The 14841-nt window shown below is 57.5% G+C and carries 19 protein-coding genes; all 19 read right to left on the bottom strand.

Annotated elements, in window-relative coordinates:
* Window positions 1–16: 16 nt before the first annotated feature.
* The 19 genes from F623_RS0105785 to F623_RS0105690 all read right to left on the bottom strand — a co-directional run bounded on the left by F623_RS0105785 (window position 17) and on the right by F623_RS0105690 (window position 14841).
* Complete coding sequence (locus tag F623_RS0105785) at window positions 17–982, bottom strand: ribonucleotide-diphosphate reductase subunit beta (protein ID WP_018868287.1); 966 nt, start codon at window positions 980–982, stop codon at window positions 17–19.
* Window positions 970–2751: a ribonucleoside-diphosphate reductase subunit alpha gene (locus tag F623_RS0105780; RefSeq protein ID WP_018868288.1), complete on the bottom strand. Its 1782-nt coding sequence runs from the start codon at window positions 2749–2751 to the stop codon at window positions 970–972. Before F623_RS0105780 ends, F623_RS0105785 begins: the two co-directional genes overlap by 13 nt.
* Window positions 2744–3076 carry an ArpR gene (locus tag F623_RS0105775; protein ID WP_018868289.1) on the bottom strand — a complete coding sequence of 111 codons (333 nt, stop codon included), beginning with the start codon at window positions 3074–3076 and terminating at the stop codon, window positions 2744–2746. Before F623_RS0105775 ends, F623_RS0105780 begins: the two co-directional genes overlap by 8 nt.
* Before the next feature lie 13 nt (window positions 3077–3089).
* On the bottom strand, window positions 3090–3407 hold the full coding sequence (locus F623_RS0105770; protein WP_018868290.1) for a DUF3310 domain-containing protein: 318 nt from the start codon (window positions 3405–3407) through the stop codon (window positions 3090–3092).
* The gene (locus F623_RS0105765; RefSeq protein WP_018868291.1) at window positions 3397–3576 is read right to left on the bottom strand and encodes a hypothetical protein; all 180 of its coding nucleotides are present in this window, start codon (window positions 3574–3576) and stop codon (window positions 3397–3399) included. Before F623_RS0105765 ends, F623_RS0105770 begins: the two co-directional genes overlap by 11 nt.
* Complete coding sequence (locus tag F623_RS0105760; protein WP_018868292.1) at window positions 3573–4400, bottom strand: exonuclease; 828 nt, start codon at window positions 4398–4400, stop codon at window positions 3573–3575. The genes F623_RS0105765 and F623_RS0105760 overlap by 4 nt, the downstream gene beginning before the upstream one ends.
* Window positions 4388–5071 carry an FAD-dependent thymidylate synthase gene (gene thyX, locus F623_RS0105755; RefSeq protein ID WP_018868293.1) on the bottom strand — a complete coding sequence of 228 codons (684 nt, stop codon included), beginning with the start codon at window positions 5069–5071 and terminating at the stop codon, window positions 4388–4390. The genes F623_RS0105760 and thyX overlap by 13 nt, the downstream gene beginning before the upstream one ends.
* Window positions 5068–5310, bottom strand: coding sequence for a hypothetical protein (locus F623_RS0105750; RefSeq protein ID WP_231367690.1), 243 nt, complete (start codon window positions 5308–5310; stop codon window positions 5068–5070). Before F623_RS0105750 ends, thyX begins: the two co-directional genes overlap by 4 nt.
* Complete coding sequence (locus tag F623_RS0105745) at window positions 5307–5531, bottom strand: hypothetical protein (RefSeq protein ID WP_018868295.1); 225 nt, start codon at window positions 5529–5531, stop codon at window positions 5307–5309. Before F623_RS0105745 ends, F623_RS0105750 begins: the two co-directional genes overlap by 4 nt.
* Window positions 5532–5754: 223 nt before the next feature.
* A complete protein-coding gene (locus tag F623_RS12845) occupies window positions 5755–6234 on the bottom strand; it encodes a DNA polymerase (protein ID WP_255349348.1) in 480 nt (159 codons plus the stop codon).
* A 157-nt stretch (window positions 6235–6391) separates the two neighbouring features.
* Window positions 6392–6793, bottom strand: coding sequence for an endonuclease VII domain-containing protein (locus tag F623_RS13625; protein WP_081618320.1), 402 nt, complete (start codon window positions 6791–6793; stop codon window positions 6392–6394).
* Between the two features lie 112 nt (window positions 6794–6905).
* Window positions 6906–8231: a DNA polymerase gene (locus F623_RS12835; RefSeq protein WP_038040348.1), complete on the bottom strand. Its 1326-nt coding sequence runs from the start codon at window positions 8229–8231 to the stop codon at window positions 6906–6908.
* A gap of 40 nt (window positions 8232–8271) precedes the next feature.
* A complete protein-coding gene (locus tag F623_RS0105720) occupies window positions 8272–9885 on the bottom strand; it encodes a DnaB-like helicase C-terminal domain-containing protein (protein WP_018868296.1) in 1614 nt (537 codons plus the stop codon).
* A 1-nt stretch (window position 9886) separates the two neighbouring features.
* Window positions 9887–10333 (bottom strand): helix-turn-helix domain-containing protein, encoded by a 447-nt coding sequence (locus tag F623_RS0105715; RefSeq protein ID WP_018868297.1) that lies wholly within the window; start codon window positions 10331–10333, stop codon window positions 9887–9889.
* Window positions 10334–10427: 94 nt separating this feature from the next.
* On the bottom strand, window positions 10428–10943 hold the full coding sequence (locus tag F623_RS0105710; protein ID WP_018868298.1) for an N-acetylmuramoyl-L-alanine amidase: 516 nt from the start codon (window positions 10941–10943) through the stop codon (window positions 10428–10430).
* Complete coding sequence (locus F623_RS0105705; protein ID WP_018868299.1) at window positions 10940–11389, bottom strand: endodeoxyribonuclease; 450 nt, start codon at window positions 11387–11389, stop codon at window positions 10940–10942. The genes F623_RS0105710 and F623_RS0105705 overlap by 4 nt, the downstream gene beginning before the upstream one ends.
* Window positions 11390–11391: 2 nt before the next feature.
* Complete coding sequence (locus F623_RS0105700) at window positions 11392–12075, bottom strand: hypothetical protein (RefSeq protein WP_018868300.1); 684 nt, start codon at window positions 12073–12075, stop codon at window positions 11392–11394.
* A 24-nt stretch (window positions 12076–12099) separates the two neighbouring features.
* Complete coding sequence (locus tag F623_RS13585; protein ID WP_018868301.1) at window positions 12100–12225, bottom strand: hypothetical protein; 126 nt, start codon at window positions 12223–12225, stop codon at window positions 12100–12102.
* 69 nt (window positions 12226–12294) lie between these two features.
* Window positions 12295–14841, bottom strand: a complete 2547-nt coding sequence (locus F623_RS0105690; RefSeq protein ID WP_018868302.1) for a DNA-directed RNA polymerase — start codon at window positions 14839–14841, stop codon at window positions 12295–12297.

The following is a 14841-nucleotide window of genomic DNA, read 5'->3' as shown; positions in this document are numbered from 1 at the left end:
CATAAGGTCGTGGTAATTACCAGCCCCACTCCCCTGTCATGCCCTTGTGGTTGTAATCGGTGACGCGGCCCTCGAAGAAATTCTTCTGGGAGTCACCAGAGACGATGTGATCGACCCACGGCAGAGGGTTCTTTTCGATCCCCCAGTTGGGCTTCAACCCGAGTTGAGTCAGGCGGCGATCTGCGATGAAGCGGATGTATTCCTTCACCTGCTCCTTGGTCAGCGCCTGGGGACCACCGAGAGCGAACGACAGATCAATCAACCGATCCTCCAGAGCTACCGCCTCGCGGAACATGGAGTAGATCGAGAGCTTGAAGTGGTCGGTCACAATCTCGGGATGTTCCTCGCAGAACAGCCGGAAGAGGCGCGACATGATCTCGACGTGCTTCGTCTCATCGCGGATAGACCACTCCACGATCTCCGACATGCCGAGCATCTTCGAGCCAGCTTCAGGTCGCTGATAGTTGAGCAACTGAACGAACGCGGAGAACAACGAGACACCTTCGTTCACCACCGTCTGAGCCACGTTGAGGCCCATCAGGTAGGGGATCTCCCCAGGGTGGAACTCCTGCATCCACTCCGCTTTGTCAGCCATCTCCTCGTACTCAAGGAAGGCCTTGTACTCAGACTCAGGGAGACCAAGGGTGTCGTTGAGCAACGCATAGGCCCGCATGTGAGTGGACTCACGGTTGGCAATCGAGAGGAGAGCCATGCGGACTTCGTTGTTCTTGAAGTACGGCAGGAAGACATCGACGTAGGAACCCCCCACGATCTGGTCCGACTGAGTGAACAGCCGGAGGATCTGAGTGATGTGGTTCTTTTCGACCGGAGTAACGGTGCCGTCTTGCCACTGGTTCACGTCACGCTGCAGGGACGCCTCCCACTCCCCCCAGAACATCGACTCGTGATCGATGGCCTGATTGACGAACTCGGGGTAGTGGAAGGGCTTGTAGGTTTCAGACCTCTCGATCAACCCTGACATGCCAGACACTCCTCTTCGGCATCTTTGAGAGCCACCCGCTCGACTCGCTGCGAGACCTTATCTGCAGTGAATCCAGAGGTGGTACGGAGGTAGTACAGACCCTTGAGGCCCTGCTTCCAGGCACGCAGATGGACGCCGTTGAGATACGACTTGTCCACTCCATGGGGGAAGTACAGGTTCACGGACTGACCCTGACAGACGAACTGCTGTCGGTCGGCTGCGTGTTCAACAACCCAGTGCTGGTCGATCTCGAAGGCGGTCTTGTAGACATCCTTCTCATCGTCCGTCAGGCACTCAAGGTGCTGCACCGAGCCGTTGTTCAGCAGGATCGACTGCCAGACTTCTTCGAGCCACGCCGCTTTCTCATCTTCCGTTTGGCCGACAGCCCGCTCTTTGAGAAGAACTCGGAGTTGCTCGTTTTGGACCAAGTGAGAGCCAGCCCTGGTGCGATGTACATACGCGTTGCTACGGAGCGGCTCGATTGAGGGCGAAGCCCCGCAGATGAGACCGCTGTTGGCATTGGGAGCAATGGCGAGAAGATGAGCATTGCGACGACCAGTACCGCGCATGTCAGGCGCTTCGCCGCGTTCACCAGCAAGTTCATGTGTGGCCTCCACGGCGCGTTCGTAGATGTGTCGAGAGATCTTCAGGTTGAGACTCTTCGCGAGGGCGGACTCCCACGGGAACCCATACTTCTGCAGCAGGGAGTGGAAGCCCATCTGACCCAGGCCGATGGAACGCTCTCGGTATGCAGAGAAGCGGGCCTTGGTCATTTCCTCGGGGGAGGTGTTGATGAAGTACTGCAGCACGTTGTCGAGGAAGCGGACCCAACGGGCGATGAAGCCAGCGTCGTTCTGCCACTCGTCGAACTTCTCCAGATTCACCGAGGAGAGGCAGCACACAGCGGTGCGGTCCTCGTCAGTCGCGAGATGGATCTCGTTGCAGAGGTTCGAGCCGTGGATCTTCAGACCCAGGGCCTTCTGAGCCTCGGGCAACGCACGGTTGGCGGTGTCGATGAAGTTCAGGTAAGGCTCACCAGTCCGGTGACGGGTCTCCAGAATGTTCTGCCAGAGTTCCCGAGCCTTGAACGTGTCGGTCACCCGTCCACTGTGGGGGCACTTCAGATCCCAGTCAGCGTCCGCATAGAGGGCTTCCATGAAGTCGTCAGTGATGTTGATCGCGTGATGGATGTTGAAGCACTTCCGGTTCACGTCCCCACCAGTGGGCATACGCATGTGCAGGAACTCAGCGATCTCCGGGCGGGAGATGTCGAGGTATGCAGCGTAGGAACCCTTGCGGGTCATGCCCTGGCGGAACGCTTCGACGGCGCTATCGGCCACCTTGAGATGCGGCATGGGGCCGACACTCTTGGACGACACAGCACGCACGTCAGACCAATGACCACCAACGCCACCACCCAGCATGGACAGCCAAGCGAGTTCCTGTTGGTGTTCCACGAGACCTTCACGGGTGTCCGCCACATAGCTGAGGAAGCAACTGATGGGCATCGCCTTGGAGGTCTTCCCCGGAGCCGGGGCGTTGGACAGGATTGGGGATGAATACATCGCCCAGCCCATGGATACGTCCGAGTAGATCGCTTGAGCCAACTCAAGGTCACCACCACAGAAAGCCAGAGCAGGACGAGCGAATGCCTCTTGAATGCTCTCACCGTCTTGCAAATAAAAACCCCGCAGCAAATCTACTGCGAGGTCCGAGAGGCGAGCATCGTTTTCAGGGTAGAGGCGAATCCCGTGATAGGACTCACTCATCTTTCACAAAGACTCCATTCTCCATTTTGCCAGTGCGCTTGGTGATAACCTTCAGAGCTTGGTGGATGCAGTCTGTAGGTCTCCATCCGTGCATCTCTGCCAGGATAATCAGGGTCACGAAGGTGTCCCCGATACCATCCTTGATGTCACCACGGATACCCGTCTCGATAACCGCGTTGTAGGTCTCATTGGCTTCTTCGAGCATCTTGGAGGCCTGACCACAAGCGGTCCCCTTATCCATGATGCCCTTCTCGTTCGCCCATTCCAGAACCATCTCAACGAGTTCATCCAGTTCGTACTCATAGTCCTGATCGATAATAGCCACTATCGAGTTCTCCTTACGGGTGAGTCTTGAATTCTTCCAGCGCCTCTTCCAGCGCGAGAAGCATCTGTTCGTACCACTGAGCCTTCTTCAGATCTTCCAGGCCCGCCTTGTTGCGATAACGCCAGCGGTACTTGAAGGAGTTCCCTCGCAGATAGCCACGCAGTTCCTCAAAGGAGAAACAGGAGATCATCGCCTCGAATGCCTCAAGGTTCAGGATGTCTCCTTCAGTCTTGGCGTGGGGTCCGAAGATCAGGCGGTCGCGAACGAAGGCTTCCTCTTTGGAAAGCACCCCCCGGTAGTGACTCGGGGAGTTCACGTTGTCACTGGACATTGGAGGTCATCGCCGCAACTTTGGCGGAAGCAATGTCATGGGCCTTGTCTACCAGCTCGGCCTGTTCGTCCAGACCAGACTCCGCGAGACCTTCCAGAAAGAACATGCCGTACAACATCTCAGCGAAGACTTCCTGGCTCACAGTGACTTCATCACCGTGTACTTTCATGCTGATGGTTTCCACAGATTCACCTCTTTGGTTTCAAAGTTGTATTCGCCACTGCGCAGGATGCGAGCGACACGAGCTTGGGTCAGAGCGAACTCAACACCCAGGCCAGCTTTCTTGTAGTGCGTGAGAATTGCAGTCCACGGATCACTGCACTCTTCCTTCTTGAAGCGGATCTCCGTGGTGCCCTTGCGAGGACCAGACTTGAAGGTGTGGTCGTAGGGATACACACCCATGCAGGTCTCAACGATCTCCCGAGCAGTCTCAACACCGATGCCAGGGCAACCGGTGTAGCCGTCAGTCACATCACCTGCGAGAGCCTGAATGAGATGCCAGTTGTCGGCCTCTTCCTGAGTGACCTCGAAGATCCCTCGCTCGGGTTTGTGCGACAGGAAGTGGAGACCAGGGACGGTCTGTAGATCCTTGTCCTTGGTGATTACCACTGGCTGCTTCGTGAGGTTGCTGGTCGCCATGATCCCCAGGAGGTCATCGGCTTCCAGACCCGGCTCAATGCGGGCCTTGTGCTTCTCTCGCAGGTATTCCTTGAGAGTGTTCAGCAGGAGGGGCTTGCGTTGACCTACGCGGTTCTGCTTGTAGGTAGGGAGGACACCATTGCGCCAGTTGTTGGAGTCCGAGAGGATCACCATGTAGTCATCCGCCTCGACCGCCTCAACAAGAGAACGGATGCGGTACTCAAGATGAGCAATGGCAGGTTCTTCCCAGGAGTGAAGAGTCCACAGACCATCACCCCAGTTGATTGACTCCTCGGCACCAGCCGCTACTTCATACGCATAGATGTCCCCGTCGATCAGGGCTAGTCGTCCCATGTTGCCTCCGGGGTTGTCAGGTACTTCCAGCTATAAGGGAAGAGGTCACTGAGGATCTCACCGATCTCCTTTGCGAGATCCTGAGATTCCTTCTGAGCGTGTGGTTCCGTGCGCTGACAGAAGTAACGAGCGAACGCAGCGAGGTTGCCCGTCCAGATCCAGTTCACTTCGACACCTTGAGGAAGAACGAAGCGAGCCTGTTCAGGACAGATGCCTTCGACCAACATCTCCTCGTAAAGAGTGAGGCCCCAACTACAGTGATCCCAGTAGACGTTCTTCCAATACTCACTATCAGGGTGAACGCCTCCACTCCCCTGCTTCACACTCTCGGCCTTCTGCCGGAACTCATCAGGGATGAACAACTCGGGGATGCTGGAGATGTAACGGCGCGACTCCTCGTTCTCAACGAACCCCTGCTTGTGCTTGAAGCACTGAGTCCGAATAGGAACCGGGGCAGTGACTCGAAGAGAGATAGCGGTGTGTGCGTAGGGAGTCCAGTGGTTGTGTCGTGCGAGGTAACGAAGGAGTGCTGCATGACTTCGACAGCCCAGCTTCTTTGCTTCGATGTCATCAATGAAACTCTGGACGGTCTTATCGTTAGCCATCGAGACCTTTGCTGCACGAACCACCGAGAGATCGGTTCCCATGTGGTCGATGTAGACTGCCTTCACCAAGACCCCTCCTCTCTGTACTGGTAGATGTGAACCTCGCGGTCACCCTGACGGTGACGCGTAGTGCCCACCAACTCATAAACCTCCATTTGAAGACAGACCTTGCTTTCGGCTTCTTCAGGGGGGTAGTAGTAGGGGTGGTTCGGCAGCTTCGCAAACTCAATCGAACGGGAAGGGTTGCCGATTTCACGTTTGGTCAGATCAAAAGATCCTCCAATGAAGTACGCGAGGTGACTCACCACTCCATCTCCTTCTTCCTCTCGATGGTCACACCCTTGTACTTAAAGGAGCGGCAAGCGGGAGGGTAGACAAAACGGGAACTTCCACGCATCGAATCAAGCATCTCGTTCCACTCCTCTTTATTGAGAATGATCTTCTCGATTCGCTTGTTGTCCGCCTTGGCCTTGTCGATTGCTTCCCCAACTTCCAAGAGGATGGGCTGCTTGTAGATGACTTCCATTAGATCTCTCCGTTGTAGTATTCAATGAGACACAGACCAGCGGCAGTCACACGCCAGACGTTCCCGTACTTCTCACAGGGGGTGTGATCCTGGGTGCGAGTGGTCAGTAACCCTCGGGATGCCAACTCAGCGACTTCCTTTGAGTGTTCTCGTGCGTAGTTCGACTGAAGGGTGAACGGTGTGTGATAGCACCGCTGTAAAATCTCAAGACATCGTTGGTTCATCAGTGGGTCTCCGCCCAGTTGTTGCCAATCTTGGCTTCACCATCGAGAGGGCAACGCCAGTCGAACTGACGCCCCGCCTCTTGGAATGCCCACACAGCAACCTCCGCGACTTCCTCGGCAATCTCCTTGCGGACCTGCATCTGAACTTCATCGTGGATGTGGGCCACCAGTGCCCAGTCAGTACCCCAGGAGTAACCCCGGCGTTCCAACTCGAAGTAGATGTTCAAGGTGGCTTGCTTCACGAGGAGGGCACCCGCCGACTGCAGGAGGGTGTTCAACGCAGAGTGTTGAGAGCGGACGAAGAGTTGGCGTCCATCGATACCCCGGAGCCACCCTCGGGACTTGGCGGTCTGCATCACTGCATCACGCAACTTGGCGAGGGCTGGGGTTTTCTTCAGGAAGTTGGCCTTGAGTTTCTTCCCTGCGGAAGCACCCTTGCCAACGATGGAGCCGATCTTCTCGTCACCTGCGCCGTACAGAAACGCATCGTTGTGTTCAGGGGAGGTCGCTAATCTCCCCCCGCCTTTCGGCAGCTACACGTCACCGTGCAGACCAGACTATATCTTCACCCTGTTACCAGGGGCTGGGCGCTTCGAGCCGCTTGGCCCTACTCCCTTACGGGATAGTCGTTGCACCTTACTCTTTGTGCCTTTTGAGATAATTTATCAAGTTCTCTAGTCGCTCAATGCTGTCATCGACCTGCCCCAGTGCGATGTTGCAGGTCGCACATAGGACTGCGCGGATCTCGCCTGATTTATGGCAATGATCTACATGCCAGCCTTTCTTTCCCCCCGGCTCTGTCGCTCCACACGCAGCGCAACATCCACCTTGAGCTTCAAGGAGGGAGTCACGCTCCTCCACTGTTATCCCGCGTGTGCTCTTGAAGACATGCTTACGCGTTGCTTCACGTTCACAGGATCGGCAGGTCTTGCGGTAGGTGGGACGCTTGACCCCGTTCTTGGCCTTGTTGAACCCAAGGCGGAAGAACTCGGGGGCGAGTGGCTTCTCAGACTGACAGACTTTACAGGTTCTGTTCATAGGCTTTCCTCCAACCTTGGAGGCACAAAGAGTCTTGGCTCAGGATTGTCTCTATATATAACAGAGAGGTTCCCTGAGTTCACCCAGTTTTAATCGAGGGGTCTCCCCCAAGTCATCCCAATGAGATGAATGTTTTTGCGTTGTTGCGGGTAGGAAGGCCAGCGGCCTCTTGATTGGCGGTATGGATGTCACCCTCAAGGAGAATCCTTCCGTACTCGCCACCATCAAACGCAGCCATGTAATGCGCCAGACAGCGCAGCTCAAGGCCTGATGCGTCTGCACCCACAAGGACGTACCCAGGGTCCACCTCGAAGAGTTCGCGGCACTGAGCGCCATAGGGGGCCGATACGCTGGGGGTCTGGGCCACGTTGGGAGAGTTGTGGGTACACCGCCCGGTGACTGCACCGATGGTGTTCACCTTCCCGTGGATCCGGCCCTTCTTCTCCAGCTTCAACCACCCGGCTGCACCCTCGGCCAACTGACCGATCCTCTTCTCCACGAGGAAACGCTCCGCGAGCATCTCGCAGGGCGGATAGGAGAGGTTCTTGAGGACGGTCTCATCGACCTTGGGTTGGCCCCCTTCAGTGAACTCCGTGGGTTGCCACCCATAGAGAACCTGCAGTCGGTTCGCGATGTGCTGGCGGCTGGCAGGGTTGAAGAGGTTCAGCTTGACGGCGGTGTAAGGAACACCCTTGGTGATACCTCGGGGTCCGTTGTTCACCTTCGGCTTCTTGTTGCCCGCGTTGACGTACCACGGCTCGAAGAAGTCCCGCAGTTGGTTGTCGAGATCCTCCCGCCGAGCCACCAATTCGAGGTAGAGCGACGAGGCTTTCTCGACGTTGAACCGGAAGCCGAACTCCTCCTGCAGCGAGATGATCGCCGCGAAGTTCATCTCCAGTTCCACTGCCCGAGGACTCAGGGTGCATCCATGGAAGTACTCAAGGAGAGCCTTGGTGACCACCACGTCCTGTTCGCAGTAGGACTGCATCTCAGGAGACCACTCAGACCAGTCGGTGGTATCCCCGAAGTCACCCTTGTAGACACCCAGGCGGAAGCCCCAGGCCTTCAGACCATGGGAGCCTCGCAGCTTGGGCGGGAGCTTCCCCTGTCGAATGAGCTTGTAGTCGGTGTCGAAGAGGTCCGGGTGAGCCAGTCGGGAGAGGACCAGCGTGTCGATCAGCTTGAAGCGGTTGAGGTCGTACTGAGGGAACACCTTGCGGATGGCCCGGAGGTCGAAGCCAAACCCATTGTGAGCAACGAGAGTGCCTCCGTCCCGTACTGCCTTGCGGAGAGCCTTGAGACCCTCCTCGATGGTCATGTCCGCCCCGTGGTCATGGCAACTGACCATGCCTTCGGGGGTCTCCACGACCAGCGAGTGGATCTTCGTCAGGCTGTCCAGCAGCCCATCAGTCTCACAGTCGAAAATGTAGTAGTTCATCCGTCCTCTCTCTGGAGTGACAATTACGGGGGTGGATAGATCAGAAGTCGGAAGAACCCTCGAAGCCGTGGGACTCCGCGTTGGTCATCTCCTTCTCGTAGAGCCTCCCGGTCTCATGGTCGTACCCCATCATCACCACGTTGCCCGTGGCCTGTCCGGTGTAGCGATCCTTGAGTACGCGTAAGGTGGTAGTGCTGCGTGCTTCCTCGTCTTCGTCTTGCTGCGAACGCTCCATGCCGAACATGAAGTAGCTCCAGAAGCCAATCGAGCGAGACCCCTTGAAGTGGCGGATCATCACGCGACCGCCTTCTTCGTGAGGCTTCCCTTCAGGAGTCGAGAGGTGGGACACGAGGTGGATCGTGCAGCCGAGTTCGTTAGCGAGACCCGCCAACTCCTTCATAATCTGCTCGATGGATTCCTTCTCGTTGGCGGTGTCTGCCATGGCCGTGAGGTGGTCGAGGTAGATCAACTTGATCCCCTGACTGACGACCATGTAGCGGATCTTCAGCTTGACTACATCCCAATCCGTATCGCCCCAGCTATCGTAGAAGATGACCTTCCCCTTGAGAGACTTGAGGGTTTCTCGCAGGGTATCCACCGACCATCCAGCGTCAGGGACGTGGTAACGGGCACCGTCGATCTTCCCCGCGATACGCTTGCCAGTCTCAACAGGCTTGGCCTCAAGGAAGATCACACCGACCGACTGCTTGAGTTCCATCACGTCGTAGGAGATCTGCTGCGTGATGAAGTCCGTCTTGCCGATACCGGTGCCAGCCCCCAGGGTGTAGACCTCACCAGGGCGTCGTCCGTAGGTCAGTTCAGTCAGCTTCGGGAGGAACCAAGGGAGGCCCCACTCGATGGGCTTCTCGATGTCCTCAAGGATCTCGTCGATAGCCACGATCCCGTCAGGACGGTAGGGCTTGGCATCCCAGATGGCACTGACGATCTCCTTCCCGCGTCCCTGCTGTAGTAGCTCGTTGGGATCCTTCTCGGAGAGATACGCAATGTGCCCCTGTCCTGGGGGTAGGAGTTCAGCGACCTTCTGTGCTGCCTCCCTGCCTGGGTCGTCCATGTCGAACATGAGGACCACCTTCTCGAACCCCATGACCCACTCAAGGTTTTCCTTGATGGCATTGACTGCGCCTTGGGCACCGTTGGGGATGGAGACCACGGGCCACTTGTTACCCTGAACCTGCGAGACCGACATGCAATCGATCTCACCCTCGGTAATCACGAGGATCTTCCCCGAGGTAGGCCACAAGTGCTGGCCGAAGAGAGCGACACCCTTGAAGTCTCCCGTGGTACGGAAGGACTTGTCCGGGTAGCGCACCTTCTGACCAACGATGATCCCCTCCTTGTTGCGGTAGGGAGCCACCTGCACGGACTTCTCGCGGTGCTGACCAATGAAGTAGCCGAACTTCTTGCAGGTCTCCTCGGTGATGCCTCGCTTGGTCAACGACCGGTACTCCCCAAAGGGGATCAGCGTCTTGTCCTTGGGTTTCTTCTGAGCCGTCTCGGGATCAGGGGCGTCCTCTCCATCCTTGAAGTTCTTGCCACAGGAGAAGCATTTGCCCCATCCCTCGTCGTTGATCGAGTAGGCATCAGACGAGATTCCACAGGGGCAAGGCAGATGAGTCTGTGCCCACTCGCTCATATCAAGCAGCCAGACCGTAGCGGGCGTAACGCTGGCCCGTCAGCTTGTTCTTCTCCATGACCGACGAGATGTTGAAGCCATGCTCCTTCAGGTCAGCGATGCGACGCGGCAGCGCGGCGATCCCGAAGTCCATCAGGGCGGAACGCTGGGTCAGGGTATTGCCCTTCTGCAGATGCTTGATGATGATCTTGCACTGCGGGGACAGACCCGCGATGGATGGTTGAGCCACTCCCATTTCCTCCAGATCAAAGAAGTCACCAACGTCCTGAGGGAACGCGTAGAAGTAACCAGTGAATTCACCTTCCTCATTCACCGTGCGAAACATCAGATCGCCATCAACATCGAAGCCCATGTACTTCACGGCGTAGCTGCGGGGAGCGAAGTGGTTATTGCCACGGGTGTGCAGCACGCGGTAGGTCTTGCCGGATACCAGATGGGAGTAATGCATGGTGTGAACCTCACAGTTGTCGTGGGTAGAAACGAAAAGACCCCCAGCAGCCGAAGCCACTGAGGGTCGTGGGTAGTCCATTAAGTCGTGGTAATCACTTCCCGATGAACTGAACTGCCTGTGCTACCTCGTGATCCGGGTAGCCATCGACGATCCCCTTGTACCAATCAGAGACCTCAAAGCAGGGGCAGTCCTTGGGAGGCGCACCCGTTACCTTGATGAGATCCCGGTGACCACCGATGTGGGTGATCGTCGGGTGCTGGTGAAGGATGAACATCACCAGTGCTTCCAGGGAGTCGTACTGCTCGGGCGTGAAGTTGTCCTCCGCCCTCTTCTTGTCATCGATACCACCAGCCATACATACAGCGATGGTGCGTCCGTTCCACCCAGGGCCACAGTCACCCACATGGGCACCTGCACGTTCCAGCGGACGACAGCGGTGACCTTCAGCGGCGGACTCAATGGTTCCATCACGGCGAATGACGTAGTGGTAACCACAGCCCCACCAACCGAGGGCACGATGCCAGCGATCGATGTCTTCAGCGCCGATGTCTTGAGAAGGACGGGTAGCCGAGCAATGGATGATCAGATGATCGACCATGCGATTCATTTTGCTTTCACTCTTGCAGACTCAAGAGCAGCGAGACGCTTCTGACAGACAGGCGCGTTGATCCACTCTTGAGGAATGCTCTTGTCTGCGTAGATGAAGCCGTGCTTCTCACACCACATGGCGTAAGAGGTCTTGCTGTTCTTTGAGATTTTGGTGTTGGAGTTCGAGAACACGAAACGGATATCGAGATCCGGGTGTTGCTCTTTGATGAGGATGTGCTTCTGCCTGTCCTCGACTACAAACCGACCTTTCGTTTCAACGATGATCCCGTTTGGGAGAGGAAAGTCGGGTGTGTACTTCGAGTTCCGGGCTGGCTTGGTGTAGGAGATTGTCTCGGATTCGTAGTGGATGGTTACCCCTAACGCCGCGAGTTCCTTAGCGACCTTCTCTTCAAGGCCAGACCGGAACCCATGGGCGTACCCAGGATTCCGTCTGAACTTGTTCACCTTTAGAAGTCACCACCGTTGTCGTCGTAGGCAGTCTCACCCTCGGACGAGAAGCCAGCACCTTCAGCTTCATCTTCCTCGGCCTCGAAGCCTTCTTCCTCACCGAATCCGTAGGCACTGGAGTCAGCACCCGCACCACCGGCTCGCAGTTCAATCACCTGCACAGCCTTCATGCGCAGCGAGACACCCGCAGCCTTGGTGGATTCCATGAAGTACTCGACCAGCTCGAAGCTGACCTTGATGAGGCTCCCGCCCCACAGCTTCTCCAGTTCAACCGGCTTGCCCTTGGCGTCGAACACTGCGGGCTTCTGGGTGAACGGACCATCCGGCCCCTTGCCGGTGGCATTCAGCTTGAACTTCGGGATGAACTTACCGTCGTCGTCGATGCGATACGGGGCGTCAGCCTCCTGCACCACGACAGCCTTACCCTTCTTGTCCTTCTTGCCCTTGTTGGCTTCGACAGCCTTCTTGTAGGCCTCTTCGTTGGCGGCGTTCAGCCAGTCCTCGAAGGAACCCAGGTTCTCACCCTTCGCGGTGGATACCGTGGTGTCGCCCGGCAGGATCAGTTCGGTCTGGTAGACACCCTCAGCGTTGTACTTGGTGTCGGGTTCGAGGATGTAGGGGAAGTAGGCAACCCCCACAGGGGTGACGAAGCGAGGCTTCGCCGGTCGTTTCTTTTCGGCCATTCAGTTTCTCTCTCGGTTGTCGAGTTAGTTGGTGTGTTCCGCTTCAAGGGCTTCAACGTCGTAGCCCTCTGCCATCAGGCGCATGGCGATATCGAGGGGAAGCGGTTCGCCCTCGCTCCAGTAGGTCTCAGCGATCTCCAGCAGGGTCATGTCGTCTCTCCGTGTGGTGTTCCATTAAGTCGTGGTAATCGACCCCGGTATCGTTCCGATGTCGGATAGTTATGCGAAGAAGAAAGCACTGTCGAGGACAAGAGACAGATCCAGGGTGCCCTTCGGGGGCACATCAGGGATTGCCTCTACGTCACCCAACTGCAGTGCCATCTGTCGGCGGAACTCTTCGAGAACATCCTCGGAGTACAGACCAACGAACTCCTCCCGCAGATACTTCGCGAGTGCCCAGGCATTCCCGGCATGGGTGCCATAGCTGTCATGCACCAGCCCGAACGAACGGACACCCTCACTCCAGCAGCGACGGACAGTGGCACGCATGTGGGCTGCATCCATGGAGTGGACCCAGTTCGGTGCGATGCCATTGGCCTGACGCTGCTTGTCCAGCTTCTTGGTGGGTGTCGTCGCGACACTCAGGGTGATGCGGCTGCTGCCGAAGGTCAGTTGGATCTGCTTCGAGTTCATCTTCGGGTAGGCCTGAAGCACCACCATCCCGTCACTGGTCTCCCAGCGCACGGGCAGTCCTTCCTTCGAGGCAGTCCTCGCGATCTCCTGCAGCCAGTCCATGGCGCTGCGAGCAGCCACCACCACCTGACCCACCGACTCCCAGATCAGACCGCCCATGTACGAGGCGGCATCCCAAGCGGAAGACCACGGGAACTCCTCGCCAGTGGTCGAGCAGTGGAACTTGTAAGGCTGCACCGTATCTTCGAGCACCTGCTGGCGGAACCCGAAGAGCTTGGCCCCATAGGTCAGGGTCATCACCGGACGCTTGCAGACCTTCCGAGTGATCCCGTGCTTCAACCAGCCACGAGCCAGGGGAGACACCTCGGGGTCACCCTTCTCAGCGTCCTCCTGCACACGCTGCAGCACCACGTCAGCCACCTGCTGGTAGATGTCCTGCGGCATGTCAGTCGGGGTCAGGTTCACGGCACGGCCACCAGTCTCATCCCGCAGCATCGCGGAGAAGTTCTGCAGACCGTTGCAGCTACCGTCCATCTGCACGGGCAGCGTGGAGAGATACCCAAAACCTTCACGCTTGAAGCCAGCCCACTCGAAGCAGAACGCGAGGAACTGGAACGGTTTGTCGGCATCGACCCAGAAGCGGTTGTCGTAGGGATCCTCAGCAGACGCCAGGATCTCCCGCTCGTGCTGCATGACCCAGGCCACGCGTCCTTCGAGGGAGTCCTTGTCGTAGCCGTAGACGTTGGCACCATGGATCGCCAGCCAGTCAGCACCCTCCTGATCGTCGATGGTCACACCGTTGGCAAAGGTCAGCAGACCCTTCGCAACGTCGGAACCCTGCGGGGTCAGGAACATCGGCACCGGGTAGGCACGACCACGGAAGTCGAACTGGTGCGGGAAGTAGATCTCCTCCTCCTCTTCGAGCATCTCCGCGACCATCAGGGTCTTCGCGAACTGCAGACGCAGAGACTTCAGCTTGGCGTTGGCCGTGTGGGTGTCCGTGGTCTGACGCTTCCAAGTCCTGAAGGCGGACAGTTGATCGTCGTTCCACTCCTCCTTCGGGAGTTCATCGATGAGGAACTGCGGCTTGACCGGCAGCGGGTAGTCCTCACCCGAGGGGATACCACCGAGTACCGACTGAGAGTTCCAGAGGGTACGCACCACGTCCAGCACCTCAAGGTTGATCGCCCACGCGGTGTGCTGCATCACGTTGATGGCGTCATAGACACCCGGCATGTGGTGTTCAGCCAGTTCGGTCAGATACTCCTTGGAGTGCGTCTTCACGAGGCTCAGACGGCGGACACGAGGGGTCCAGTAGCCACCATCAGTAGGACTGGTCCACGGACGGGGCGGGATGATGGTCGGCAGGTAGCTCGGGGACATGGCCTCGCTGCGGTGCATCTCTTCGTTCAACCAGTCCATGGCCTCCTTGGTTGCAACGATGTAGGTCTCCTTCTTGTTGACCTCTGGGGCACGGACCACCTTCTCCACCAGTCCGGTTGCCACGGCCATGATCTCGATCAGCTTGGTGCCGACGATCACCTGATCCCGATGGTTCCACTCCTCCCAATGGATGTCCCGGCCCTTGGCGTTGGCGTACAGGCTCTTGCGCTGGCGGCGGTAGCTGGCACCGTTGACTCGCTTCTCCCGACGCACCAGCCAGTTGAAAGCCTGGGGATCCTCCGCCATGAAGTGACGGAAGGCCAACTCGTCTTCGATCATCCCGGCGACAGTCCGAGCCAGGGGCACCAGTCGTTCACCCCGGATCACCCCGTCCAGCACCGAGCGGACAGTGATGAGGGCTGCAGCTTCGGATTCAATCTGCTGGATGAACTTCACGGCACCGTGCTTGCGGCCAGCCTTGCCGGACGAAGCCTCAGCGATGAAGGCATCGATAGCCTCCACCATCTGAGCCACGGCATGGTTCATCAGGCGGCGCACCGGAGCGATCTGAGTCTCCTGACCACGCTCGATGGATCGGGAGGTCTGCGACCAGAAGCGGTCCACTCCCATGCAACGCATCTTCTCTTCGAGTTCAGCCTGTCGAGGCATCTTCTCGTTCCACTCTGGATTGCTGTCGATCTCCTCGATGATCTGGTCTGTGATGGACGGAGCATGATTATTAATAAACAT

The sequence above is a fragment of the Thioalkalivibrio sp. ALD1 genome (genome assembly GCF_000381245.1).
GTDB lineage: Bacteria > Pseudomonadota > Gammaproteobacteria > Ectothiorhodospirales > Ectothiorhodospiraceae > Thioalkalivibrio.
The sequence above is the reverse complement of the archived record's forward strand: the minus strand, read 5'-3'. Positions and strand labels throughout refer to the sequence as shown.

What these genes read in the sequence shown, in the direction of transcription:
- F623_RS0105760 (WP_018868292.1), bottom strand. Translation starts at nt 4,400, where the DNA reads ATGGGACGACTAGCCCTGATCGACGGGGACATCTATGCGTATGAAGTA.
- F623_RS12835 (WP_038040348.1), bottom strand. Translation starts at nt 8,231, where the DNA reads ATGAACTACTACATTTTCGACTGTGAGACTGATGGGCTGCTGGACAGC.
- F623_RS13585 (WP_018868301.1), bottom strand. Translation starts at nt 12,225, where the DNA reads ATGACCCTGCTGGAGATCGCTGAGACCTACTGGAGCGAGGGCGAACCG.
- F623_RS0105710 (WP_018868298.1), bottom strand. Translation starts at nt 10,943, where the DNA reads ATGAATCGCATGGTCGATCATCTGATCATCCATTGCTCGGCTACCCGT.
- F623_RS0105700 (WP_018868300.1), bottom strand. Translation starts at nt 12,075, where the DNA reads ATGGCCGAAAAGAAACGACCGGCGAAGCCTCGCTTCGTCACCCCTGTG.
- F623_RS0105715 (WP_018868297.1), bottom strand. Translation starts at nt 10,333, where the DNA reads ATGCATTACTCCCATCTGGTATCCGGCAAGACCTACCGCGTGCTGCAC.
- F623_RS0105720 (WP_018868296.1), bottom strand. Translation starts at nt 9,885, where the DNA reads ATGAGCGAGTGGGCACAGACTCATCTGCCTTGCCCCTGTGGAATCTCG.
- F623_RS0105770 (WP_018868290.1), bottom strand. Translation starts at nt 3,407, where the DNA reads ATGTCCAGTGACAACGTGAACTCCCCGAGTCACTACCGGGGGGTGCTT.
- F623_RS0105765 (WP_018868291.1), bottom strand. Translation starts at nt 3,576, where the DNA reads ATGAAAGTACACGGTGATGAAGTCACTGTGAGCCAGGAAGTCTTCGCT.
- F623_RS0105780 (WP_018868288.1), bottom strand. Translation starts at nt 2,751, where the DNA reads ATGAGTGAGTCCTATCACGGGATTCGCCTCTACCCTGAAAACGATGCT.
- F623_RS0105745 (WP_018868295.1), bottom strand. Translation starts at nt 5,531, where the DNA reads ATGGAAGTCATCTACAAGCAGCCCATCCTCTTGGAAGTTGGGGAAGCA.
- F623_RS13625 (WP_081618320.1), bottom strand. Translation starts at nt 6,793, where the DNA reads ATGAACAGAACCTGTAAAGTCTGTCAGTCTGAGAAGCCACTCGCCCCC.
- F623_RS0105785 (WP_018868287.1), bottom strand. Translation starts at nt 982, where the DNA reads ATGTCAGGGTTGATCGAGAGGTCTGAAACCTACAAGCCCTTCCACTAC.
- F623_RS0105690 (WP_018868302.1), bottom strand. Translation starts at nt 14,841, where the DNA reads ATGTTTATTAATAATCATGCTCCGTCCATCACAGACCAGATCATCGAG.